Origin of the sequence: Agromyces atrinae (assembly GCF_013407835.1) — a bacterium.
GTDB lineage: Bacteria > Actinomycetota > Actinomycetes > Actinomycetales > Microbacteriaceae > Agromyces > Agromyces atrinae.
In genome coordinates this window covers 2,770,722-2,794,499 of record NZ_JACCBI010000001.1, presented here as the reverse complement: position 1 = coordinate 2,794,499, position 23,778 = coordinate 2,770,722, and the positions used below count along the sequence as shown (strand labels likewise).

The following is a 23,778-nucleotide window of genomic DNA, read 5'->3' as shown; positions in this document are numbered from 1 at the left end:
GGAGGGTACCCCTCCCCGGAGCGACTGTCGTGGATCAGCGCCCGATGGCCGCGATGTCGAGCGAGAACACCGGGTCGTAGAGCACCTCGCCGACCGCGGAGGTCGAGACGACGGATGCCGCGGGCTGGAAGAGGGGGATGATGACGCCCGCTTCGTTGTGGAGCTTCTGGAACTCCTGGTAGAGCTCTTCACGCGTGGCGGCGTCGGTCTCGGTCGAGACCTCGGCCATGACCGCTTCGAGCTCGGGGTCGCTACCGGCGGCCCAGCCGGCGCGGAGTCCGACGATCTCGCCGGGTCCGAAGGCGAGGTAGTCGGCGGAGTCCGGGTAGTCCGGGTTCCAGAGCCAGAGGCCCATCTGCTCGGTGCCCGCGCGGTAGCTCTCGAGCGTCGTGGCGATGGGGCCGGGCGTGAGGTTCACCGTGATGCCGACCTCGGCGAGCTGGGCGGCGATGCGCTCGGCGAACGGTCCCATGCTGAGGCCGTTGCTCGAGAAGTCGCTCGCGTACTCGAGGTTGATCGTCGGGTTCGGTCCGAGCTTCGCGGCCGCAGCGGTCGCCCGCTCGACGTCGCGCTCGGTCGCACCGTCGGCGCCGAGGGCTCCGAGGTAGGACGAGGGCACGATGCCGTAGGCGCGCTCGGCGCCCTCACCGGCGAGCTCGAGGATGCCGTCGTAGTCGAGTCCGTACTTGACGGCCTCGCGGAAGTCGGGCGACGACGTGATCTCGGAGACACCCGAGTTGGCGTTCGCGAAGAGGAAGAAGATCGTCGGCGACGAGCTCGTGCTGACGATCGTGTCGCCCGAGAGTCCGGCGATCTGGTCGGAGCCGAGGTCGAGCGCGACGTGCGCCGTTCCGCTCTGGATGTCCATGAGCTGGGCCTCGGCCGTCGTGTTGCGGAGCACGACGCGGTCGTAGACGGGAGCCTCGCCCCAGTACTCGGGGTTCGCGACGAGCACCGTCTCGGTCGTCGTGTCGAACGACTCGAGCATGTACGGGCCGCTGCCGGCCGACGTCTCGTTGAGGAACGCCTCGGCCGTGTCGGAGTCGGCTGCACCCTCGGCATCCGTTCCGCCGTTCTCGGTCACGAGAGCGCTGTTGACGATGCCGAGCGTGGGGCTCGTGACGATCGCGGGCACGGCCGTGTTCGGGGTCTCGGAGGTGATGACGACGGTCGACTCGTCGGGCGAGGCGACCGAGAGGCCGTCGAGCAGGAACGAGCCGTTGCCCTGGATGTTCTTGACGCGGTCGAGCGAGTAGACGACGTCGGCCGCGGTGAGCGGCGTGCCGTCGGAGAACGTGATGCCGTCGCGGATGGTGAAGGTGTACTCGGTCGCGTCGGCGTTCACCTCCCATTCGGAGGCGACGCTCGGGAGCGGCTCCTCGGCGTTGCCGTCGGCGAAGGTGAGGAGGCTGTCGTAGACGGCGTGGAGGACGATGCCGCCCGTCGTCTCGAACATGCGGGCCGGATCGGCCGTCACGAGGTCGAACGACTTGTCGATGACGAGGGATTCGACGGCGGGGGCGTCGGCGTCGTCCGCGGGAGCGGAACAGGCGCTGAAGACGAGTGCGGCTGCGGCAGTGACTGCTGCCGCTCCGACCAACCTGGCAGAGCGCTTCACGGTGGATCCTCTTTCTCGGGGCTGTGTATCGGGGGGATGTGGGTGGTGCGGGTACTACTCGGGCAGGACGTCCTCATGGTTGTGCACCATGAGCCAGCGACCGTCGCGGCGCTGCCAGACACCGGTGTTGCGCACCCGCTCGGGGCGGGCCTCCGGATCGACGAATCGTACGGTGAACGTGTGACGTGCGAGGGCGATGTCGCCCCAGACGTCGACGACCGGATCGGTCGTGACGTCGACACCGGCGACGGAGGCGACGCTCCCCGCCGGTCGGCTGTCGCGCAGGTCGTTGAGACCGGAGAGGCCGTAGACGAGAGGCTCGTGCTCGGTGTCCCAGAGGGTGACGTCGTCGGCGATGTAGCTGTTGGCCCGCTCGCGGTCGGACTCCATGTACGCGTCGTACATGTCGTAGACGGCTTGACGAATCCATGCGGCATCCGTCGTCGACTGATCTACCTCGGCCATCAGGCCTCCTCACTGCGTTGTGTGGAACACTACCGACTGAACGTCACATGAAAAGTCTCAATATGTTACAACCATGTTTTAACAAACTGAGACTGTCTCTGGATTTACATTTGCTATTAAATCCTCACACCACCCTGACAACCGCGCAACCGCCTCCCCTCCCCGCCCCCTCCTGCCGTCTCGGCGTCACGAATGTGCTGTTCGACGTCGCCGAGCAGCACATTCGTGACGCCGAGACGGGGGAAACGGGGGCGGGGCCGGGCCAGGGACGGAGGCGGGCGCGGCGCTAGCGGAAGGAGCGCTCGGGAACCGTGCCGTTCAGCAGATAGTCGCCGATCGCGGCCTTCCGAAAGATCGCCGGGTTGTGCGAGGCGATCGTGCGGGCGTTGCGCCAGTGCCGGTCGAGCCCGCTCTCGGAGAGCACGGCCGACGCACCGCCGACCTCGAAGAGCTCGGTCGTGACCTTCAGGATGTCGGAGACGGCGATCTGCTGCGCCTCGAACTGGCGCACCTGCAGTCGCACGTAGTCGGCCTCGCGTTCCTCCGGCGTCGCGTGCTCCCGGTCGCGCACGTCGGCGTAGTCGCGTGCCACGTCGCGGACGAGCGCGACGACCGAGGAGACACGGCTCGAGAGCTCGCCGATCACCGTCTGCACGCGCGGATCCTCGCGCGGGCTGCTCTCGCCGGGTACTCCGAATGCCCGCGAGCGGGCCCTCACGAAGGCGATCGTGTCGCGGAGCGCCGCGATCCCGATGCCCGCCATCGTCGCCTGCAGCAGGAGGTGCAGGAAGACCCGATAGTCGACGGGGTACCACGCGGGCTCCTCATCGATGCGATACACCTGATCGGCCGCGAGGAGCACGTCGTCGAAGACCGTCGTGCCGCTGCCGGTGAGCTTCTGCCCGAAGCCCGACCAATCATCGATCACCATGACGCCTGCGGCATCCGTCGCGACGAGCGCGCCGTACTTCTCGCCCGTCGCATCGACCGCACCCGTCCAGGTCCACGATCCGTAGAGGGTGCCCGTCGTGTAGAACTTCCGCCCCGTGAGCCGCCAGTCGTCGCCGTCGCGCTCGAGCCTCGTGTCGGTCGCCGTCGCCGCACCCTTCTCGGCCTGCGAGTTGCCGACGAGCGCGCCGTCGACGACACGTCGCAGCCACTCGTGATCGCGGGCGGTGTCGCCGACGAGCAGGCGCTCGACGAGAGCGAAGTGCCCGCGGAGCGCCTGGGGCAGGTTGGCGTCGGCCGCTCCGAGCTCGATGAGCAGGTCGAACACGTCGGGCAGCGTGGCCCCTCCGCCGCCGAACTCGCGCGGTACGCGCACGGCGGTGAAGCCGGCCGCGACGAGCTCGGCGATCTCGTCGGTGAGCAGCGTGCGCTCGCGGTCACGCGCACCCGACCCCTCGGCGATCGTCGCGAAGAGCGCGAGGAAACGCTCGCGGTCGGCGGCGGCGAGAGTCACGCGCCGTCCTCATCGCTGCGGAACGCCCCGCGCCACGCGCGCCCGGGGTGACCGTCGGGAAGCTGATCATGACCGAAGAGCTTCCGCCGCAGCGTGCCCTCGTCGTACTCGCGCTGAGCGAGGCCGCGCTCCTGCAGCACGGGGATCACGTCGTCGACGAACTCCTCGAAGCTGTCGGGGAGGATCCAGTTCATGACGTTGATGCCGGTCACACCGGCATCCCGCCACTCCTCGAGACGGTCCGCGATCTGTTCGGGCGTGCCGACGACGCGCCCGCGGAGCTTCGCGGCCAGGGTCGCCAGATCGCGCACCTTCGGGTCGGGGTCGGGCGAGAGTTCACGCATCCACTGCAGGTGCGAGACGTTCGTGCCGGTCGAGAGCTGGGAGAGCGGCGTATCGGGGTCGAGCGCCTCGCCCGTCTTCGGGTCGAAGCCGAGATTGGAGTGCAGCAGGAATCCGTCGCTTGAGAGGTACTCATCGAGCTCGGCCTCCTTGCGCTTCGCCTCCTCCTCGGTGCCGCCGACGACGAACGACTGACCGAGGAAGAACGACAGGTCGTGCGGGTCTCGCCCGGTCGCCGCGACCTGCGCACGCGTCGACTCGATGAGCGCGCGCGTCTTGTCGAGTCCCGACGTGAGGATGAACTGCCCCTCGGCATGACGTGAGGCGAAGGCCTGCCCCGCGGGCGACGATCCTGCCTGGAAGATCACCGGTGTGCGCTGAGGCGACGGCGCGGAGAGATGGGGGCCGGCGACGTCGTAGCGCGGCCCGTGGTGGTCGATGCGGTGGATGCCGCGGGCGTCGGCGTACACGGATCGCGACGGATCGTTCACGAGCGCGTCGTCGTCCCACGAGCCCTCCCAGAGCTTGTAGACGACTTCGAGGTACTCCTCGGCCCACCGGTAGCGCTCGTCGTGCTCTTCGAGCCCGTCGAAGCCGAAGTTGCGAGCGGCGCTCTCTTGCGCGCTCGTCACGACGTTCCAGCCGACACGGCCGCCCGAGAGGTGGTCGAGCGTCGATACCCGCCGCGCGAACTCGAACGGGTGAGCCTGCAGCACCGACGACGTGAACACGAGCCCGAGGTGCTCCGTCACAGCGGTGAGTGCGCCGAGCAGCACCGACGGGTCGTTGTTCGGGAACTGCAGACCTTCGCGCGCATTGACCGTGTAGTCGCCGTCGCCCGGCCCGTAGAGGCCGAGCACGTCGGCGAAGAAGATCGCGTCGAAGCGCCCTCGCTCGAGTGTCTTCGCGAGGTCGGTCCACAGCGAGAGCGACGTGAACTCGCTCTGGCGAGCCGCCGGGTGCCGCCACAGTCCGTGCTGGATGTGCGAGTTCGTGTTCATCACGAAGGCGGCGAAATGCAGTCGGCGGGGCTCGGAACTCACGACGGGGTTACCTCCTGGTCGGTGTCGGCGGATGTCAGGTGCAGGCGCCGCGCGCCCGGCACGGCGGCGATGAGTGCGCGCACGTACTCGGTCTGCGGAGCGTCGAAGATCTGGGCGGTCTCGCCCTGCTCGACGACGCGGCCGTCCTGCATGACGACGATGCGGTGCGCGATGCGCCGCACGACCGAGAGGTCGTGCGAGATGAAGACGAACGACACGCCGAGCGTGCCCTGCACCCGGGCGAGGAGGTCGATGACGCTCTCCTGGGTGATGACGTCGAGTGCGCTCAGGGCCTCGTCGAGGACGACGACGGACGACTCGGGCGCGAGTGCTCGCGCGATCGCGACGCGCTGCCGCTGCCCGCCCGAGAGAGCGCCCGGGCGCTTCGCCGCGGTGCCGGGCGGGAGCGCGACGGCGTCGAGGACGGCGGCGACGCGGTCCTGGATGCCTCGGCGATCCAGCGCTCCCGCGGTGCGAAGCGGTTCGGCGACGATGCGCTGCACCGTCCAGCGCGGATCGAGTGCGGCATCCGGGTTCTGATAGACCATCTGGACGTCCCGCCAGTAAGCGCGGCGCCGACGCCCCGAGACGGTCGTGACGTCGTCACGCGAGAACAGGACCGAGCCGCCGGTCGGCTCCTCGAGCCGCAGGATCATGCGTGCGGTCGTCGACTTGCCCGAACCCGATTCGCCGACGAGGGCGAGCGTCTCGCCGCGACCGAGCGTGAATGAGACGTCGTCGACGGCGGTGTGCGGCGCCCCTCCACCGGCACCCGCGAAGACCTTCGTGAGGTTCCGCACCTCGAGCAGCGGCTCGCCGTCGTCGACGCGCGGCGCCGCGGTGCTCTCCGTCGCGCGGGCGTGGTGGAGGAGCTCGGCCGTGTACTCCGTCTTCGGCGCCCGGAGCACGTCGTCGACGGGGGCGTCCTCGACGAGCCGGCCGCCTCGCATGACGAGGACGCGGGAGGCGTGGTCGGTGGCGACGGCGAGGTCGTGCGTGACGAAGAGCACGCTCGTGCCGTGATCGGCGGCGAGTCGGTCGAAGGTGCGGAGGATCTGCTTCTGCACCGTGACGTCGAGCGCCGAGGTGGGCTCGTCGGCGACGAGGAGTTCGGGGTTCAGGCCGAACGCGATCGCGATGAGGATGCGTTGCTTGAGGCCGCCCGAGAGCTCGTGCGGGTACTGGTCGAGACGCTGCGGCGCCCGCGATACCTCGGCCGCCTCGAGCAACTCGATCGCCCGAGCCCGGCGCTCGGCTCGGCCGAGGCGCTCGCCGCGGATGGCGGCGATCTCGTCGATCTGGCGACCGATCGTCGTCACCGGCGTGAGGCTCTGGCCGGGGTCTTGCGGGATGAGTCCGACGCGGCGCCCGCGCAACCGGCTCCACGCCCGCTCGCGAAGCGCGGTCGTCTCGATCCCGCTGAGCGCGATCTCGCCGCCCGTGATGCGCGCCTCCGGCGGCAGCAGGCCCGTCACCGCGCCGACGAGCGTCGACTTGCCCGAGCCCGATTCACCCACGACGGCGGCGAACTCGCCACGGCCGATCGTGAACGAGACGTCGTCGAGCGCGGGGACGCGAACGCGATCGACCTGATACTCGACGGCGAGCGAACGGATGACGAGGGGAGCGGTGGTCTGTTCAGACACGCGAGGCCTTCCCGACGTAGCGGCCGAGCACACCGAGCGCGATGACGACGAGCAGGATGAAGATTCCGGGCAGCGTCGTCATCCACCACGCGTTGGCGAGGTAGTTGCGCCCCTCGGCGACGATGAGGCCCCACTCGGGCGTCGGCGGCGGCGTGCCGAAGCCGAGGTAGCCGAGAGCGGAGACGGCGAGCACGGCCGCGCCGAAGTCGACGACGGCGAGCGCCAGCACCGAACCGGAGATGTGGGGCACGATGTGACCGGTGAGCACGCGCCAGTACCCCGCGCCGGCGAGCTGACTGGCCTCGATGAAGTCGAGGGCGCGCACCCGGAGCACCTCGGCGCGGGTGACGCGCGCGAACAGCACGATCGAGCCGATTCCGACGCCGATGCCGAGCGAGAGCGGCCCCGCACCGTAGAGCGAGACGACGAGCAGAGCCACCATGAACGACGGCAGAGCGATGAGCGCATCGACGACGCGCATCGAGACGGCGTCGGCCGCTGGCCCGAGCGTCGCCGACGCGATGCCGACGATCACTCCGAGGACGAGGCCCACGACGACGGCGAGGCCTGCCGTGAGCGCCGTCTGCGTCGTGCCGTAGATGACGCGCGCGAGCACGTCACGGCCGAGGTGGTCGGTTCCGAACGGGTGCGCGAGCTGCGGCGGCTGGAACACCTGCGCGGAGTCGCCCGTGATGGGGCTGTACCCCGTGAAGAGCGAGGGCCAGACGAGCCACGCGAGGACGAGCGCGATGAGCGCCGCCGAGACGATCGTCGCGAGACCGAGGCGCGGCAGGCGCGCCCGCGCGGTGATCGGGGCGGATGACGCGGTCGGAGCGACATCGGTCGCGAGAGCATCATGAGGCAAGGCGAGGCACCCCCGGGCTGAGACGTCCGCGAAGCACCCTCGGGTCGATCACGGGAAGCAGGACGTCGACGATGAGCGAGACGATCACGACGACGAGGGTCGAGAGGAAGACGAGTCCCTGCACGAGCGGGATGTCCTGCGCGACGACGGCCTTCAGCAGCACCGAGCCGAGGCCCGGTCGTGCGAACACGGTCTCGGTGATGACGGCTCCGGCGACGAGCACGCCGATCGCCGTCGACACGACGGTGACGGCCGGGCCGAGCGAGGAGCGCAGCACGTGCGAGCGGAACACCCGACCGGGCGCCGCTCCCTTCGCACGCGCCGTCTTCACGAACGGCAGCTCGGCCGACTGCTCGCCGCTCGTGACGAGGACCTGTGCGATCGGCGCCGACACGGGGATCGCGAGGACGGCGGCGGGGATGACGAGGGAGAGGAACGAGCCGTCGGGGAAGAGCGACAGCACGCGCAACTGGAACGAGAAGAAGCCAAGCGCGATGATTCCGAGCCAGAACACGGGAACCGCCGAGAAGAACGACGGGATGGCGACGATCGTGCCGTGGATGCGGCGCGAACGCAGCAGGTAGGCGCCTGCGGCGATGAGCAGCGAGAAGATGATCGCGATGAGCAGCGCTGTTCCCGCGAGAGCGAGTGTGCTGCCGATGACGTCGCCGATCCGCTCGAGCACGGGCTGCCCGCTCGAGAGCGAGAACCCGAAGTCGCCGCGCAGCAGGTTGCCGAGCTGAACCGCGTACTGCTCGTACCAGGGCCGGTCATAGCCGTAGTAGCTGCGCAGTTGTTCGATGAGCTCGGGGTCGCCGCCGGCGTCGGTCGCCAGGTAGATCGTGACGGGGTCGGAGGGCAGGCTCGCGATCGCGAGGAACACGATCGTGAAGGTCACCCAGAGCACGAGGATCGCTTGCGCGAACCTCAGCACGAGGTATCGGGCGAGCTTCATGCGCGCCTCCCTTCAGTGACCGTACGGTCTACTCGGAAACCCACGACTCCTGAAGAACGGGGGCCGTGCCGCCGTCGACGACGAGGTGCACGCCCGGTGCGACCGCGTGGACCTGGACCTCGTCCCACAGCGGGATGAGGAGGTTGGTGCCGAGCACGAGTCGACGCTGCTCGTCGCCGAGGATCTCGGCGCGCTCGGCGGGATCGGTCGCCGCACGGTCGGCGGCGAAGAGCTCGTTGAGCTCGGGGTCGGTGAAGTACGTGTTCGTGTTGCCCTCGGCGCTGAAAAGCGGGGCAAGACCGCCCAGGTAGAACTGACGCGACCCGACGGCGGGATAGGTGGGCTCACCGAGCGCGGTCGCGAAGATCGTGCTGTCGCCCGCGTTGTTCGTCAGGGCGACGCCGAGCTTGCGCCACTCCGACTCGATGAACTCGAAGGCGGGCTTGATGACGACGCTGCGCGAGCTCGCCGCGACCGAGATCGCCAGCTTCTCGCCGTCCTTCTCGCGGATGCCGTCGGAGCCGACGACCCAGCCCGCTTCGTCGAGGAGCGCCGCGGCCTCGTCGGCGTCGTACGCGATGTCGTCGGACAGGTCGACGAAGCCGGGAGCCGACCGGTTGAGGACCGACCCTGACAGCGGGTAGCTGTCACTCAGCACGGTCGCCTTGAGCGCATCTCGATCGAAGCCGATCTGGAGGGCGCGGCGCACGTTCTGGTCGTCGACGATGGGGGCGTTGCCGCGGAAGGCGAGCCAGTTCGCGGTGAGTTCGGGCGCCTCGGCGACGAGGAGCTCCACGCCCGACGACGCAGCGACGGCTTCATCGGTCGGCTGGATGCCGCGCGCGACATCCGCTTGGCCCGACGCGACCGCGCCGACCCGCAGGCCGACCTCGGGGATGGCGCGGAAGACGATCTCGTCGAGGTAGGCGGCACCCTGGTTCGTCGAGTTCGCCGGCGCCCAGGCGTAGTCGTCGCGCTTCGTGAAGACGAGCTCCTGGTCGGGCACCTGGGACTCGAAGACGAACGGGCCGGAACCGACGACCTTCGAGATGTCGGCCTGACCCGCGTAGTCGAGAGCGAGGGTCGAGAGGCTCACGAGGCTCGAGGTCGCTGCAGCCGTGGCCTTGAGGAAGTCGGCGTTCGGCTGGTCGAGCGTGACGACGACGGTGTCGCCGCCGACGACTTCGGAGGAGACGTAGCCGACGAAGTCACGGTTCTTGACGATCTGCGCGTCGGGCTTTCCGAGACCGAGCTGGTCGAGGTTGGCCTTGACCGCCTCGGCATCGAGCGGCGTGCCGTCGGAGAAGGTGACGTCGGGCCGGATGACGAAGGTGAACTGCGTGTTGTCACCGTTGGCGCTGAACTCGCTCGCGATCCACGGCACGAGCTCGCCCGACGTCGGGTCGAACGCCGTCAGACGGTCGAAGACGTTGCGGAAGACGTTCGACTGCGTGTAGTTGAAGCCCTTCTGCACCTGGAAGTCGGACTGCGTCTCGATGTCGGCGAAGATGAGCGTTCCGCCCTCGACGGGCGACGACGACGTCGCGGTCTCGGCGGCCGGCTGAGCGGCGGCGCATCCCGTGAACGCGATGAGGCCGACGGCTGCGGCTGCGACGCCGATGAGGACTCGGCGGCGAGTGGATGACGAGGTCACGATGCTCCTGCACGTTGAGTGGCGGTGATCGTGACGACGCTAACCACTTCGTTACGAACATCCGAAACGGCCCGTAACCTGACGCCACATCGCTAGAATCGTTGCGACCGCCGGTTGGTTCTGACCGGGCAGGGCGGCTCCGATCTGGGCCGTGGGTCTTCCCACGTTCGCCCTGCCACCGGAGGTTCCATGTTCCGCCGTCGTCTCCTCACGACATCCCTCGCCGCTCTCGGCATCGTCGCCCTCGCCGGCTGCGCCGGATCGCCCGCCGCCGCGCCCTCGCCGACGCCCACCGCTGACGCCGAACCGGCGCGCACGAGCTATCCGCTCACGATCGACAACTGCGGCACCGAGGTGACCTTCGAGTCGGCGCCCGAGCGCGTGCTCACGATCAAGTCGACGACGACCGAGCTGCTGCTGGCACTCGGCCTCTCCGAGAAAATGGTCGGCGCGGCCTTCCTCGACTCGCCGCTGCCCGAGTTCGCGCCACCCGTCGAGATCGTCTCCGACAAGGTGCCCGGCCAGGAGGCGACGCTCGCCCTCGAACCTGACCTCGTCTTCGCCGGTTGGGAGTCGAACCTCACGGCCGAGGGCGCGGGCGACCGCGACCTGCTCGCCTCACTCGGCGTCAACACCTACGTCGCCCCGTCGGCCTGCAAGGAGCCCGGCTACCAGCCCGACCCGCTCACGTTCGAGGCCCTCTTCGAGGAGTTCGACGAGGTCGGCGCCATCTTCGACCTGAGCGACGTCACGAACGTCATCGTCGAGGACCAGCAGGCGATGCTCGACGCGATCACGCCGCTCGAGGGCGCGCCGACCGCGCTCTGGTACAGCTCGGGAACTGACACCCCCTACGTCGGAGCCGGCATCGGCGCCCCGCAGATGATGCTCGACGCCGCGGGCCTCGAGAACATCGCGGCCGACGTCGACGACACGTGGTCGGCCCTCAGCTGGGAGGCCGTCGTCGACGCCGACCCCGACGTCATCGTGCTCATCGATGCCGCCTGGAACACGGCCGACTCGAAGATCGCGCTCCTCGAGTCGAACCCCGCGACCGCGGCCCTGCCCGCCGTGCAGCAGAAGCGCTACATCGTGGTGCCGTTCGCGGCGGGCGAGGCCGGAATCCGCAACGTCGAGGCCGTCCAGTCGATCGTCGATCAGGCGACATCCCTCGGCTTCTGATGCCCACCACCCGGGGCCGCATCGGCGGGCGGGCGTGGGCCATCGGGCTCACGCTCGGCGCCGTGCTCGTCGCGTCGATCGTCGTCGCGATCGCGATCGGGCCGGCGGGGCTCTCCCCCGCCGAGGTGTGGTCGTCGGTGCTCGCGCGCTTCGGCATCGGCGAGTCTCCGCTGTCGCCGCTGCGCGACGGCATCGTGTGGGAGCTCCGGATGCCGCGGGTGCTGACCGCCTCGGCCGTCGGAGCGGGCCTCGCCCTCTGCGGCGCGATCCTCCAGGCGCTCACGCGTAACCCGCTCGCGGACCCCTATCTCTTGGGGCTCTCGGCGGGCGCATCGCTCGGCGCCTCGGCCGTACTCGTGCTCGGCATCGCGATCGCCCTGCCCGTCGCGGCCTTCGCGGGCGGCCTCGCAGCCCTCGTGCTGACGCTCGCCCTCGCCGGGGCGGGCGGTCGCCTGACCCCGACGCGCACGGTTCTCGCGGGTCTCGCCGTCGCTGCGGCGTTCGGAGCGCTGACGAGTCTCGTCATCTTCTGGAGCGCGACGGGCGACAGCTACCGCGAGATCCTCGGCTGGCTGCTCGGCTCGCTCGCGGGCGCCGACTGGCCGGCGGTGCTCCTCGCGGGAGGGGCACTCATCGTCATCGGCCTGCCGCTGCTCGCGAGCGCGCGCACCCTCGACGCCTTCGCGTTCGGCGACACGACGGCGGCGACGCTCGGCGTGCACGTCGGTCGCACGCGTTGGCTGCTGCTCGGCGCAACGGCCCTGCTCACGAGCGCGCTCGTCGCGGTGAGCGGTGCGATCGGCTTCGTCGGCCTGATCCTGCCGCACGCCGTGCGCCTGCTCGTCGGTCCCGGTCACCGCGCACTGCTCCCGCTCTCCGCCCTCGCGGGAGCCGTCTTCCTCGTCTGGGCCGACACCGCGGCGCGTACGGTCTTCGACCCGCGCGAGCTGCCCGTCGGCATCATCACGGCCCTCATCGGGGCCCCCGTCTTCGCCGTCATCCTCTTCAGGAATCGGAGCCTCACATGACCCTCTCGCTCTCTCGCGTGGCGTTCTCGCGCGACGACCGCCTCATCATCGACGGAGTCGACTGCACGGCACCCACGGGCGCCGTCACCGCTCTCGTCGGGCCGAACGGCGCCGGCAAGTCGACGCTCCTGCACCTCATCGCGGGCGTGCTCGGCGGAGAGGGCGACGTCACGTTCGGCCCCGCCGACCTGAAGCGGATGCCGCGTCGAGCGCGAGCACGCACCCTGGCGCTCGTCGAGCAGCAGGCCGACACCGAGCTCGACCTCACCGCGGCCGACGTCGTCGCGCTCGGCCGCACGCCCCACCTCGGAGCCTTCGCCGCCGCGGGCCCGCGCGACGTCAGCATCGTGCGATCGGCCCTCGAGGCCGCGGGCGTCACGGCCCTCGCCGACCGGCGGTTCCGCTCGCTCTCGGGCGGTGAACGCCAACGCGTCGCCCTCGCCCGCGCCCTCGCGCAGGAGCCCGCGCTCCTCCTGCTCGACGAACCCACGAACCACCTCGACGTTCGCGCCCAGCTCGACACCCTCGCCCTCATCAACGAGCTCGCACGGGGAGGCCTCACCGTCATCGCGGCCCTCCACGACCTCGGTCACGCCGCCGCGCACGCCGACCACGTCATCGTGCTCGCCGAGGGCCGCGTCGTCGCGGCGGGCGACCCCGCCGTCGTGCTGACGCCCGAACTCATCGAGACGGTGTACGGCGTGCGCGCCGCGCTCGTGTCGAACCCCCTCACGGGCCGCCCGATCCTCGCATTCGCCGCGGCCCTCCCAGTTCCCTCCCCCGCCCCCGCCAAGGCACACGCATGAGCGCGGCTCCGCACATTGTCGTGCTCTCGGGCGGCGTCGGCGGCGCGCGCTTCACGCGCGGCCTGCTGCACCACCTGCACGCGGCCTACCCCGACGGCGTCGGCGGCACGGCCGCCCGGATGACGGTCATCGCGAACACGGGCGACGACGCGTGGGTCGCGGGCGTGCGCGTCTGCCCCGACCTCGACTCGATCACGTATACGCTCGCGGGAATCTCCGACGACGAGCGCGGCTGGGGCCGTCGCGACGAGTCCGAGCGCGTGAGCGCCGAGCTCGCGGCGTACGGCGTCGGCTGGCCGTGGTTCACGCTCGGCGACCTCGATCTCGGCACGTGCATCGCCCGCGCGGCCTGGCTGCGCGAGGGAGTCGGCCTCGGAGAGATCACCCGCCGCATCACCGACCGCTGGGGCGTCGACATTCAGTTGCTGCCCGCGACCGAGCACGAGGCCGAGACGCTCGTGCGACTCGACGATGACACCGAGATTCACTTCGAGGAGTGGTGGGTGCGCTACCGCGCGAAGCGCCCCGCGCTCGCATTCCGTCAGGAGAATATCGACGAGGCGACGCCCGCCCCGGGCGTGCTCGACGCCATCGCGAACGCCGACACGATCATCATCGCGCCCTCGAACCCCGTCGTCTCCATCGGAACGATCACGGGCTTCAGCGGCCCGGGCGGCAGTGTTCCGGGAATCCCCGGAATCCGCGATGCCGTGCTCGCGTCATCCGCCGCCGTCGTCGGTGTCGCCCCCATCATCGGAGGTGCCGCCGTGCGCGGAATGGCCGAGGCGTGCCTCGCCCCGCTGGGAGTCGAGACGAGCGCGGCCGCCGTCGCACGCGCACACGGTTCGCGGCTGAGCGGCGGTCTGCTCGACGCGTGGCTCGTCGACGATGCGGATGCCGCGTCGGCGGGCGACACCGGCGTGCCGACGCGCGCTCGCCCGCTGTGGTTCACGAGCGTCGACGAGACCGCGGCGATCGCCGCCGACGCGCTCGAACTCGCGGAGTCAGTCCGCCGCTGACGCGCGGAAGACGTGCGCCATCCACCACCAGGTGAACGCGCCGACCGCAGCCGTCACAGCGAGCGAGAGCAATCCCGACAGGGTCGTCACGGCGATCGCGACACCGGGGTCGACCCACGCGACCCAGCCGAACATCGACCCGATGAGTCCGCCGAGCGAGCCGACGATCGACCCCGCGACGAGGGCGATGCCGATGCTCGACCACGTCACGGCGGTCGGCCGGTTCACGCGTCCGCCGCGCAGGATGCCCTGGCTCACGAAGAACCCGACGATGAGCAGGATCGACGCGAGCAGGAACCCGCCGACGATGACCCATCCCACGATCGACCCGTCGATGCCCTCGACCCACTGCACGAACCGCAGCGTGCCGCGATCGACGGGGCCCTGACGCGCGAGGCCCACGACGAAGCTGAAGATCGCGACGAGCACCGTCGCGATCGCGCTGAACGCCAGGAGTGCGAGGCCCCACGAGAATACCGAGAAGCCCACCGCGCCCGCGACGAGCGCACCCGTGCGCTGCGCCCGGGTGAGCGGAGGTCGTTTCGGAGGTGCGGGAGGGACGGCGTACGGCTGCCAGCTCATGCGTTCGAGCCTAGAGCGCTCGCAGTCGGGGTGCGAGGTCGCGCTCGAAGAGCTCGAGGAAGCGGCGCTGGTCGTGTCCGGGGGCGTGGAAGACGAGGTGGTTGAAGCCCGCGTCGACGTACTTCGCGATCTCGGCGACGGTCTCGTCGGGGTCGGTTCCGACGATCCAGCGCTTCGCGATCTGCTCGATCGGCAGGGCGTCGGCCGCCTTCTCCATCTCGACGGGGTCGGTGATGTCGTGCTTCTGCTCCTTCGAGAGCGAGAGCGGCGACCAGAAGCGCGTGTTCTCGAGCGCGGCCTCGGTGGTCTCCTCGTACGAGAGCTTGATCTCGATCATGCGGTCGACCGAGTCGTAGTCGCGCGAGCCCGCTTCGGCGCCGGCCTTCACGGCGGGGATGAGCTGCTCGGTGTAGAGGTCCCAGCCCTTGCCCGACGTGCAGATGAAGCCGTCGCCCGCGCGGCCCGCGTACTTCGCGACGACGGGTCCGCCTGCCGCGATGTAGACCGGCACGCCGCCCTCAGGCACGTCGTAGATCGAGGCGTCGTGCGTCGAGTAGTACTCGCCCTCGAACGAGACGCGCTCGCCCGTCCACAGCTCGCGCATGAGGCGCACCGACTCGCGGAGGCGCGCGAAGCGCTCCTTGAACTCGGGCCAGTCCTGCTCGCCCGCGCCGCGGAAGCCCGTCGCGATCTCGTTGAGCGCCTCACCCGTGCCGAAGCCCGCGATGACGCGCCCCGGGTAGAGGCAGCCGAGCGTTGCGAACGCCTGCGCGAGAACGGCCGGGTTGTAGCGGAACGTCGGCGTCATGACGCTCGTGCCGAGCTTGATGTGCTCGGTGCGCTCGCCCACCGCGGAGATCCACGACAGCGAGAAGGGAGCGTGGCCGCCCTCGTGGCGCCACGGCTGGAAGTGATCAGAGGCGAACGCCGATTCGAAGCCCCGTCGCTCCGCTTCGACGGCGAGTTCGACGAGCTCGCGCGGCCCGAACTGTTCGGCGCTGGCCTTGTATCCGAGTGTCAGAGAAGTCATGGTTCGATCCTTTCATGCGACAGGGGCACGAGGGCCGATGCCAGCCGATTGGTGCTAATTGAGAGCCCGAGCATGGCGGCGTCACGCAGCGCGTCGACGCCGTCGACGTCGCGGCGGGCCCGCGGGGGCGCGTCGCCTGAGATGTCCACGGCCCCGGCCGCGAGGTGCGCCGCGGCCGACGGACCGCCGAACACGGGCACGTAGTCGACCCCGGGCTGCACGGCGAGGGTCGTCGTGCCCTCGCCATCGGCATCGCGAACGAACGCGAGCGGATGACGGTGGGCAGCGGTCAACACGGCATCGAGGTCGTCGCCGCGGAGCGCGGGCAGGTCGCCGAGCAGCACCGCGACAGGAGAGTCGGGGTGCTGCTCGCGCACGACGGCGAGACCGTAGGCGAGCGCGGGGTTGAGCCCGTCGGGCGCGCCGCCGAGCACACGGACGCGCGCGTCAGAGAGAGCGAACTCGTCACTGACGACGTGCACGGCCTCGACGAGCGTCGCCTCGGCGGCGGCACTCACCGTGTCGAGGGCGAAGGCGCGAGCGAGTTGCTCGCGAAGGTCCGGGGCGACGTCGGGGGCGAAGCGCGACTTACCCGCTGCCGCTCGCTTGACGGGAACGATGACGTGCCACTTCTGCACGACCACTCCTCTCACCGCCCCGCACCATTCTGCCGCCTCAGCGTGCGAGCGAGGTGTACAGCTCGGGCCGGCGATCGCGGAGGAACGGTCGGGTGCGACGCGTGCGTGCGACGAGGTCGCCGTCGATGTCGGCGATGGCGATGCCGTCACCGTCATCCACCTGCGCGAGGATCTCGCCGCTCGGGCCGTAGACCGCGCTCGTGCCGAAGTAGTCCTTCGCGACCTCGAGCCCCGAGCGGTTGGCGCACACGACGTACAGTCCGTTCGCGACGGCCTGGGCGCGCAGCTCGAGCTGGAAGACGTCCTTCATCGGCGCGCTCGCGCACGCGACGGGGACCGCGAGCACGGTGCCCCCGTCGAGGGCGACGGCGCGGCCGAGCTCGGGGAAGTGGCGTTCGTAGCAGATGATCGTGCCGACGCGACCGGCGGTCGTGTCGACGGCGCTCGGCGCCTCGTCCCCCGGGCGGAAGTAGAACTTCTCGGGGAACCCGTTCGAGAACGGCAGGTGCGACTTCCGGTAGACCTGCACGAGCTCGCCGTTCGAGAACGTGCACGCCGTGTTGGCGTAGACGCCCGCGACCTCGCGCTCCTCGAAGATCGACGAGACGACCGTGATGCCGCGCCGCTTCGACACCTCGGCGGCCATCGCGTTCGACGGGCCGTCGAGCTTCTCGGCGTACGCGAAGTAGTCGGGGTCGGGCTCGGGCTGCACGAACGGCGCCGCGAAGATCTCGGGCAGTACGACGAGGCCGGCGCCCTCGTCGGCCGCGCGCTCGATGAGCGACAGCGCGAGCGCGATCGCGTCGGCGGGAGCGTGTCCGACCGACAGCTGGACCGCTGCGGCTCGTGTGGTGACCGTCATCGGCCGTCCTTCCTGCGTGCGTCGGCTGCGCCGATGACCTCATCGAGGATGACGAGGGCGAAGTCGATCTCGTCGTCGGTCACGATGAGCGGCGGCGTGAGCCGGAGCACGTTGTTGTTGGCGCTGATGTAGAGACCACGCTGCCACGCGTCGGCGACGATGCGCTGCATCGGTGCCGCGGCGGCGCCGGTGGCGTTGAACGGCACGAGCATCTCCTTCGTCGTGCGGTCGCGCACGAGCTCGACGCCGTAGAAGAGGCCCTTGCCGCGCACGTCTCCGATGATCTCGTAGCTCTCCGCGATACGGCGCAGACCGGCATCCAGTCGCTGACCCTGCCGACGCACGTTGTCGAGGATGTTCTCCTCCTCCATGATGCGGAGCGAGGCGAGTGCGCTCGCGGCGGCGAGCGGGTGGCCGGCGTACGTCTGGCCGCCCCAGAACTTGTTCTCGACGAGCCAGTCGCGCGAACGCTGGCCCACCGTCATCGCGCCGAGCGGCACATAGCCCGAGTTCAGGCCCTTCGCGCTCGTCACGATGTCGGGCACGACGTTCCAGTGGTTCACGGCGTACCACTCGCCCGTGCGGCCGTACCCGGCCATGACCTCGTCGCAGATGAGGAAGATGCCGTACTTGTCGCAGATGTCGCGCACCGACTGCAGGTAGCCGTCCGGCGGCACGAGGATGCCGTTCGTGCCCGTCACGGTCTCGATGATGATCGCGGCGATCGTCGTCGGGTCTTCGTACTGCAGCACGTCCTCGATGTGGGGAGCGCCGAGGCACACGGGGCACTCGTCGGCCGGCCGGCCCGAGGGCGTGCGGTAGACGTAGGGGTCGTGGAAGCGCACGACTCCGGGCACGCCCGGACCGTTGTGGTGGTGACGCGGGTCGCCCGTGAGGCTCAGGGCCGCCGCCGTCGCGCCGTGGTACGAGCGGTAGCGCGCCATGACCTTCGGCCGACCGGTGATGTGCTGCGCGAGACGCAACGCGTTCTCGTTCGCCTCGGCACCGCCCGTCGTGAAGAAGCTCATGTCGAGGTCGCCCGGCGCGAGCTGGGCGATGCGCTCGCCGAGCTCGCCGCGCACGCGCACAGCGAAACCGGGGCCCATGTACGCCATCTGCCGCACCTGGTCGACGATCGCCTCGACGAGCTTCGGATGCTGGTGCCCGAGGTTCAGGTTGACGAGCTGCGACTGGAAGTCGAGGTACTTGCGCCCGTCGGTGTCCCAGAACCAACTGCCCTCGCCGTGCGAGATGGCGGCCTGGGCGGGCTTGCCCTGCTGCGACCACGAGCGGATGACGTAGCGCTGGTCGGCCTCGAGGATGCGTTCGGTGTCCCAGTCATCCGTCGTGACGACGGGATCGACGAGCGTCACTTCGCCACCTCGGCACCGAAGGTCGCGAGGCGTGCGAGCGGGCGGCCGGCGTTGGCCGCGACGCACGCCACGAGGATCTCGCGGGGGCGGGGCGCGTCGGGCACGACGATCGTGATCGTCTGGTGGTGCGAGCGCGTTTTCGAGTCGAGCTTGTGCTTGAGCGGCACGTCGATCGGGCCGCCCGTGATGCCGACCTTCTCGGCAGCGGGGAGGAGCTCGGTACCGCCCGCAGCGTTGCGGAACTCGTTACCGAAGCGGAGGTTGTGGATGAGCGCGGAACCCTGCTCGAGCTCGCCGCCGAGGCCCACGAGGGCGGCCTTGCCGAAGGCCTCGACGGGCTCGCCGAGCAGTTCGACGCACGCGGGGCCGAGGAGCGCCCCGATCTCCTGACCGATCTCGTCGGCGATCGTGACGAGGTCGGCGACGTACCCCTCGGGGTACGGGTTGTCGATGACCGCGGCGACCCACGCGACGACGTGCGTCGTCGGCACGTCCTGCCCGTTCTCGCGCAGCGTCTCTTCCCGGTGCCGGACGATCTTTCGGACGGTGATGCTCATGGTTACCTCACTTGCTCGATGTGTATGCCTCGGGGCGGCGATCGCCGAGAGGACGGTTGAAGGGGTTGTCGGCGCGATCGGTACGGGAGCCGATCGGGTCGATGACCGCGGTGATGATCGCTTCGGTGGCCGGGGCGGGGCCCGCGAGGAGCCAGCCCTCGTGGTCGACGATGACGCTCGAGCCGATGAACGGCTGGCCCCGTTCGACGCCGACGCGGGAGCTCGCGGCGACGTAGACCTGGTTGGAGTGCGCCGCCGACATCGTCATGATCTGGGCGAGCGAGGGGCCGGGCTGCTGGCGCGGGTTCGGCACCCAGTCGCTCGGCGCGAGCACGAGGTCGGCGCCCTGGAGGGCGAGGCTGCGCACGCTCTCGGGGAACCACGCGTCGTAGCAGATCATCATGCCGATGCGCCCGAGCGGGGTGTCGACGACGCCGAAACCGCGGTCGCCGAGCGTGAAGGCGTCGTTCTCGGTGTTCCAGAGGTGCACCTTGCGGTAGACGGAGGCGACGCCCTCCGGACCGATGAGGGCTGCGCTGTTGAAGACGTGATCGCCGTCGATCTCGCCGAAACCTCCGCACACCCAGACTCCGAGCTCGGCGGCGAGCGACGACCAGGCTTCGATCGTCGGTCCGTCGTCGACGCGCTGAGCGGCGCGGCGCGACTCGTCGATGTCGGTGAAGGCCCAGCCTCCGCTCGCGCACTCGGGGAGGACGACGAGCGAGGCGCCGAGACCGGCCGCCTCCCGGATCGCGCTCTCGGTCATCGCGATGTTCGCGTCGATGTCGCCGATCACCGGATCGGTCTGCGCGCACGCGACCGTGAACGCCGTGCTCTCCGTCATCCGTCTCTCCTTATCGATGTCGAGTGAGCCCGGGACCCCGCACTCGGCGGGGCCCCGGGCAGGGGACTACTTGCCGCCCTCGGTGAGCTCGACCGTGGCCGGAGCCCAGTCGGAGCCGAGCGGGTCGACGCCGCGTTCCTCGAGCAGCGCGAGGGCCGCGTCGTTGAGGTCGGTGCGGTAGGCGCCGTCGTCGGGGGCCGAGGTGAGGACCTCACCCTCGATGGCGGACTCGATGGTCGCGTCCCACGCGGAGGCCTCGAGCGTTCCGATGCCGTTGGTCGACGGCCAGATGAGCTTGTTGACCTCGTTCATCATCCAGGCCTGGTGGCTGCGACCGAGCGCGCTGCCCTTCGAGACCACGAGGTCGACGCACGCGTCGGCGTCATCGCGGCACGAGGCCCAGCCTTCGTAGGTCGCCGCGAGGAACCGCGTCGCGATGTCGGCGTTGTCGCCCTCGTCGAGCCACTCGCCGCGCGCGTAGATGCCGTCTTCGAGCGTTCCGAAGCCGAGCTCCTGGAGGTCGAGCACCGAGAAGTCCTCGGGCGTGTAGAGCTCGCCCGTGTCGGGGTTGATCGTCTCGAGCAGCTGGGCGAACTCGTTGTAGGTCTTCGCCTGCACGCTGTCGGCCTCACGGTTCAGCAGCATCGACATGTCGAACGGCTGCTGGACGACGGTGATGTCGGTCGCGGGGTCGACGCCCGACGCACGCAGCGCCGAGTAGAGCGTCAGCTCGTTGCCTCCGCCCCACGAGCCCATCGTCGTGCCGGCGAGATCGCTCAGTTCGCCGATGCCCGAGTCGGCCCACGAGACCTGGAGGTAGGCGCCGCGCTCGAAGACCTGGCCGATGTTGACGATGTCTGCGCCCTCCTGGCGGGAGGCCATGCTCTTGACGACGTGGCTGACGGCGAACTGGGCGTTGCCCGAGGCGAGCACCTGCTGGGGGACGACGTTCGTGCCGCCCTCCTGGATGGTCACGTCGAGGCAGTAGTCGGCGTAGGTTCCGTTGTCGACGGCGGCGTAGTACCCGGCGAACTGCGCCTGGGTGACCCACTGCAGGACGACCGTGACGTCGTCGACGGTCTCACAGTTCTCGTTGACGGCGGCGGGCTCGGTGGCCTCACCCATTCCGCCGCACGCGGTGAGTGAGAGGGCGACGCCGGCTGCTGCGAGGGCTGCGGCCGAGCGGCGCATCGTGAAGTGCTTGTGCATGAGACTCCTCGGGGGGTGATGTGTGGTGAGCAGGGGTGGAGCGTTCAGGAACGAGCGGCGAAGCGCCAGGGCGCCACGATCCGCTCGAGGAGGGTGACGGCGCCGTAGATCGCGAGTCCGAGAAGACTCGCGACGACGACACCAGCCCAGGTGTCGGCGAACTTCGAGAGCGCCGCGGTGTTGGCGATGTACACGCCGAGCGCGTTCGTCGTGCCGCCGAAGTACTCGGAGACGATGACGCCGATGACCGAGAGGGTCGCGCCGATGCGCAGACCATCGAACAGCGAGGGCACGGCGCCGGGTACGCGGAACCAGATCATGAGCTGCACGCGGGAGCCCGAGAGCGACTGCATCAGTTCGCGGTGGAGGGGATCGACCGCGAGGAGGCCGCGCGTGGTGTTCACCATGACAGGGAAGAACACCATGATGCCCGCGACGGCGACCTTCGACGTGAGGTTCGTGCTTCCGAACCACGCGTTGAAGATCGGGGCGAGGGCGACGATCGGTGCACAGCTCAGCACGGCGACGAGGCCGAGCATGACCTGCGCGACGCCTTCGAAGAGGGCGACGACGAAAGCGGCGAGGATGCCGGCGATCCCGCCGAAGATGACGCTGAGCACGACCGCGAGGGCCGTGACCTGGGCGGCCGAGAGGATCGCCGGGGCGCTCTGCACGAGCGCCGCGAGGATCGCCGACGGCGCGGGCAGCAGGTAGCTCTGCACGCCGCCGACCTGCACGACGAGCTCCCACAGCACGATGAAGACGACACCGAACCCGAGGGCGGGGGCGAGCGCACGGACGACGTGGCCGCCCGGGGCGAGGCGCACCGGCGGCAGGGCCGCGACCGGGGGGATCGCTGTCTGCGTCACTGCTGCACCTCGCCCTCGGGCGCGAGCACGGAGTGAAGGATCTCCCTGACTTCGGCCTCTGCACGGTAGAACTCGGGACTGACGCGCGTCTCGTCGACCCGCGGATAGCCGAGGTCGATGGGCACGCGAGCGGCGATGCGGCCGGGTCTCGGCGACATCACGACGACCTCGGTGGAGAGGAAGACGGCTTCGGGAACGCTGTGCGTGACGAAGACGATCGTCGTTCCCGTGCTTCGCCAGATGCGGAGGAGCTCACGCTGCAGGTACTCGCGGTTCATCTCGTCGAGCGCGCCGAGCGGCTCGTCCATGAGGAGGATCTTCGGCTGGATCGCGAGCGCGCGGGCGATGGCGACGCGCTGCTGCATTCCGCCGGAGAGCTGGCGCGGACGGTGGTCGGCGAATGCGGTCAGTCGCACGAGGTCGAGCATCTCGTCGGCGCACTGGCGACGTTCGGCCCGCGGGACGCCGAGTACCTGCATGGGCAGCTCGACGTTGCGGCGGACGGTCCGCCAGTCCATGAGGCCGGGCGCCTGGAACGCCATGCCGTAGTCGCGGGCCTTCCGCGCCTCGGCGGCGGTGCGTCCGCCGACGAGCACCTCGCCGCTCGTCGGCTTGACGAGGTCGCCGATCACGCGGAGCAGGGTCGACTTGCCGCAGCCCGACGGGCCGAGCAGCGACACGAAGCCTCCGGGCTGGATGTCGAGGTCGATGCCGTCGAGGGCGAGCACGGTTCCCGTTCCGGTCTCGAACGCCTTGCTGACGTTCGAGAGCGAGATGGCGGCGGATCCGACGTCGGTGAGAGTGGTCATCGGTTGTTCCTCTTCCTGAGAGCGACCCATTCGAGCGCGGTGATCGCCTGGACGAACAGCACGCCCGCGAGCGAGGCGACGAGAACCGCGGCGAACAGGTTCTCGGGCTGGATGGAGAAGTAGTAGGCGGCGGTGAGGATCGCGCGGCCGATGCCGAGACCCGTTCCCGCCGAGAGTTCACCGACGATGGCGCCGATGACGGATGCCGTGGCTGCAAGGCGCAGGCCCGTGAAGAGGCTCGGCAGCGCGGCGGGCATGCGGACCCGCACGAGCGTGCTCCAGCGCGAGGCGTTGATCGACTGCATGAACTCGATGTGGATCGGGTCGGCCGAGTTGAGGCCCGTGAGCACGTTGACCGTGACGGGGAAGAACGACAGGTAGGCGGCGATGACCGAGACGGCCACCCAGCTCGGGAAGCCGGCGCCGCCGACCCACACGACGATGATCGGCGCGAGGGCGACGAGCGGGATCGTCTGCGAGATGACGAGCCACGGCAGCACACCCCGCATGACGAAGCGCAGCTCCCGCAGCACGACGGCGAGCACGACGCCGATGATCGAGCCGGCGATGAGGCCGTAGGCGGCCTCGCGGAGCGTCACGCTCGTCTGCTCGAGGTAATAGGAGAGGAGCGTCTGGCTGCTCGCGGCGCTCGCGGGTTGGAAGAGCGCCGAGACGATCGTCCAGACGTGCGGCATGGCCGAGTCGGACGTCGAGACCGGCAGGGGGATGTCGGTGAAGGGCCAGACATCGCCCGTCGCCTGACCGAGGGCCTTGTAGCCCTCCCACAGTGCGATGAAGACGACGAGCACGGCGGCGGTGATCCCCGCCACGCGCACGAACGAGACGGTCGAGCGACTGGCGCGTCGGCGGGTCGATGACCGTGGCATGGCGCTCGGCGGTGAGACGCTCCTGCTGACGGT

General features: G+C 69.9%; 23 protein-coding genes. 4 read left to right on the top strand and 19 right to left on the bottom strand.

What is annotated here, in order from left to right:
• Positions 1 to 34 precede the first annotated feature (34 nt).
• The 8 genes from BJ972_RS13085 to BJ972_RS13050 all read right to left on the bottom strand — a co-directional run bounded on the left by BJ972_RS13085 (position 35) and on the right by BJ972_RS13050 (position 10,050).
• Complete coding sequence (locus BJ972_RS13085) at positions 35 to 1,618, bottom strand: ABC transporter substrate-binding protein (RefSeq protein WP_129172040.1); 1,584 nt, start codon at positions 1,616 to 1,618, stop codon at positions 35 to 37.
• Between the two features lie 54 nt (positions 1,619 to 1,672).
• Positions 1,673 to 2,083 carry a YybH family protein gene (locus BJ972_RS13080; protein WP_129172041.1) on the bottom strand — a complete coding sequence of 137 codons (411 nt, stop codon included), beginning with the start codon at positions 2,081 to 2,083 and terminating at the stop codon, positions 1,673 to 1,675.
• Between the two features lie 286 nt (positions 2,084 to 2,369).
• Entirely contained in the window at positions 2,370 to 3,545 is a 1,176-nt protein-coding gene (locus BJ972_RS17735) for an acyl-CoA dehydrogenase family protein (protein WP_129172042.1), read from the bottom strand.
• Positions 3,542 to 4,888 carry an LLM class flavin-dependent oxidoreductase gene (locus BJ972_RS13070; RefSeq protein WP_129172621.1) on the bottom strand — a complete coding sequence of 449 codons (1,347 nt, stop codon included), beginning with the start codon at positions 4,886 to 4,888 and terminating at the stop codon, positions 3,542 to 3,544. The genes BJ972_RS17735 and BJ972_RS13070 overlap by 4 nt, the downstream gene beginning before the upstream one ends.
• Positions 4,889 to 4,926: 38 nt before the next feature.
• Complete coding sequence (locus BJ972_RS17730) at positions 4,927 to 6,576, bottom strand: ABC transporter ATP-binding protein (protein WP_129172043.1); 1,650 nt, start codon at positions 6,574 to 6,576, stop codon at positions 4,927 to 4,929.
• Entirely contained in the window at positions 6,569 to 7,441 is an 873-nt protein-coding gene (locus tag BJ972_RS13060) for an ABC transporter permease (RefSeq protein ID WP_206736453.1), read from the bottom strand. The genes BJ972_RS17730 and BJ972_RS13060 overlap by 8 nt, the downstream gene beginning before the upstream one ends.
• On the bottom strand, positions 7,431 to 8,396 hold the full coding sequence (locus tag BJ972_RS13055) for an ABC transporter permease (protein ID WP_129172044.1): 966 nt from the start codon (positions 8,394 to 8,396) through the stop codon (positions 7,431 to 7,433). The genes BJ972_RS13060 and BJ972_RS13055 overlap by 11 nt, the downstream gene beginning before the upstream one ends.
• Positions 8,397 to 8,424: 28 nt before the next feature.
• Entirely contained in the window at positions 8,425 to 10,050 is a 1,626-nt protein-coding gene (locus BJ972_RS13050) for an ABC transporter substrate-binding protein (RefSeq protein WP_164989835.1), read from the bottom strand.
• A gap of 189 nt (positions 10,051 to 10,239) precedes the next feature.
• On the opposite strand from BJ972_RS13050, the gene BJ972_RS13045 reads away from it, so the two are divergent.
• Genes BJ972_RS13045 through cofD form a run of 4 tightly spaced genes read left to right on the top strand, consistent with a single transcriptional unit; the run spans position 10,240 to position 14,085 of the window.
• Positions 10,240 to 11,232 (top strand): putative F420-0 ABC transporter substrate-binding protein, encoded by a 993-nt coding sequence (locus tag BJ972_RS13045; RefSeq protein ID WP_129172046.1) that lies wholly within the window; start codon positions 10,240 to 10,242, stop codon positions 11,230 to 11,232.
• Complete coding sequence (locus BJ972_RS13040) at positions 11,232 to 12,260, top strand: putative F420-0 ABC transporter permease subunit (protein WP_129172047.1); 1,029 nt, start codon at positions 11,232 to 11,234, stop codon at positions 12,258 to 12,260. Before BJ972_RS13045 ends, BJ972_RS13040 begins: the two co-directional genes overlap by 1 nt.
• Positions 12,257 to 13,066: an ABC transporter ATP-binding protein gene (locus BJ972_RS13035; RefSeq protein WP_129172048.1), complete on the top strand. Its 810-nt coding sequence runs from the start codon at positions 12,257 to 12,259 to the stop codon at positions 13,064 to 13,066. Before BJ972_RS13040 ends, BJ972_RS13035 begins: the two co-directional genes overlap by 4 nt.
• Positions 13,063 to 14,085: a 2-phospho-L-lactate transferase gene (gene cofD / locus BJ972_RS13030; protein ID WP_129172049.1), complete on the top strand. Its 1,023-nt coding sequence runs from the start codon at positions 13,063 to 13,065 to the stop codon at positions 14,083 to 14,085. The genes BJ972_RS13035 and cofD overlap by 4 nt, the downstream gene beginning before the upstream one ends.
• Here the strand turns inward: cofD and BJ972_RS13025 are convergent.
• From BJ972_RS13025 to BJ972_RS12975, 11 genes are all read right to left on the bottom strand, one after another.
• A complete protein-coding gene (locus BJ972_RS13025) occupies positions 14,071 to 14,667 on the bottom strand; it encodes a hypothetical protein (protein WP_129172050.1) in 597 nt (198 codons plus the stop codon). The genes cofD and BJ972_RS13025 overlap by 15 nt on opposite strands.
• Positions 14,668 to 14,677: 10 nt before the next feature.
• Positions 14,678 to 15,697: a glucose-6-phosphate dehydrogenase (coenzyme-F420) gene (gene fgd / locus BJ972_RS13020; protein WP_129172051.1), complete on the bottom strand. Its 1,020-nt coding sequence runs from the start codon at positions 15,695 to 15,697 to the stop codon at positions 14,678 to 14,680.
• Positions 15,694 to 16,335 carry a 2-phospho-L-lactate guanylyltransferase gene (cofC, locus tag BJ972_RS13015; protein ID WP_206736454.1) on the bottom strand — a complete coding sequence of 214 codons (642 nt, stop codon included), beginning with the start codon at positions 16,333 to 16,335 and terminating at the stop codon, positions 15,694 to 15,696. Before cofC ends, fgd begins: the two co-directional genes overlap by 4 nt.
• A 37-nt stretch (positions 16,336 to 16,372) precedes the next feature.
• A complete protein-coding gene (locus BJ972_RS13010) occupies positions 16,373 to 17,197 on the bottom strand; it encodes a carbon-nitrogen hydrolase family protein (RefSeq protein ID WP_129172053.1) in 825 nt (274 codons plus the stop codon).
• Positions 17,194 to 18,570: an aminotransferase class III-fold pyridoxal phosphate-dependent enzyme gene (locus BJ972_RS13005; protein WP_129172054.1), complete on the bottom strand. Its 1,377-nt coding sequence runs from the start codon at positions 18,568 to 18,570 to the stop codon at positions 17,194 to 17,196. Before BJ972_RS13005 ends, BJ972_RS13010 begins: the two co-directional genes overlap by 4 nt.
• Positions 18,567 to 19,127, bottom strand: coding sequence for an amino acid synthesis family protein (locus BJ972_RS13000; protein ID WP_129172055.1), 561 nt, complete (start codon positions 19,125 to 19,127; stop codon positions 18,567 to 18,569). Before BJ972_RS13000 ends, BJ972_RS13005 begins: the two co-directional genes overlap by 4 nt.
• A 7-nt stretch (positions 19,128 to 19,134) precedes the next feature.
• On the bottom strand, positions 19,135 to 19,971 hold the full coding sequence (locus BJ972_RS12995) for a nitrilase family protein (RefSeq protein WP_129172056.1): 837 nt from the start codon (positions 19,969 to 19,971) through the stop codon (positions 19,135 to 19,137).
• Positions 19,972 to 20,037: 66 nt separating this feature from the next.
• The gene (locus BJ972_RS12990; RefSeq protein WP_129172057.1) at positions 20,038 to 21,180 is read right to left on the bottom strand and encodes an ABC transporter substrate-binding protein; all 1,143 of its coding nucleotides are present in this window, start codon (positions 21,178 to 21,180) and stop codon (positions 20,038 to 20,040) included.
• Positions 21,181 to 21,224: 44 nt separating this feature from the next.
• The gene (locus BJ972_RS12985; protein ID WP_129172058.1) at positions 21,225 to 22,049 is read right to left on the bottom strand and encodes an ABC transporter permease; all 825 of its coding nucleotides are present in this window, start codon (positions 22,047 to 22,049) and stop codon (positions 21,225 to 21,227) included.
• Positions 22,046 to 22,858, bottom strand: coding sequence for an ABC transporter ATP-binding protein (locus tag BJ972_RS12980; protein ID WP_241830663.1), 813 nt, complete (start codon positions 22,856 to 22,858; stop codon positions 22,046 to 22,048). Before BJ972_RS12980 ends, BJ972_RS12985 begins: the two co-directional genes overlap by 4 nt.
• On the bottom strand, positions 22,855 to 23,688 hold the full coding sequence (locus BJ972_RS12975) for an ABC transporter permease (protein WP_164989836.1): 834 nt from the start codon (positions 23,686 to 23,688) through the stop codon (positions 22,855 to 22,857). The genes BJ972_RS12980 and BJ972_RS12975 overlap by 4 nt, the downstream gene beginning before the upstream one ends.
• Between the last annotated feature and the right edge of the window lie 90 nt (positions 23,689 to 23,778).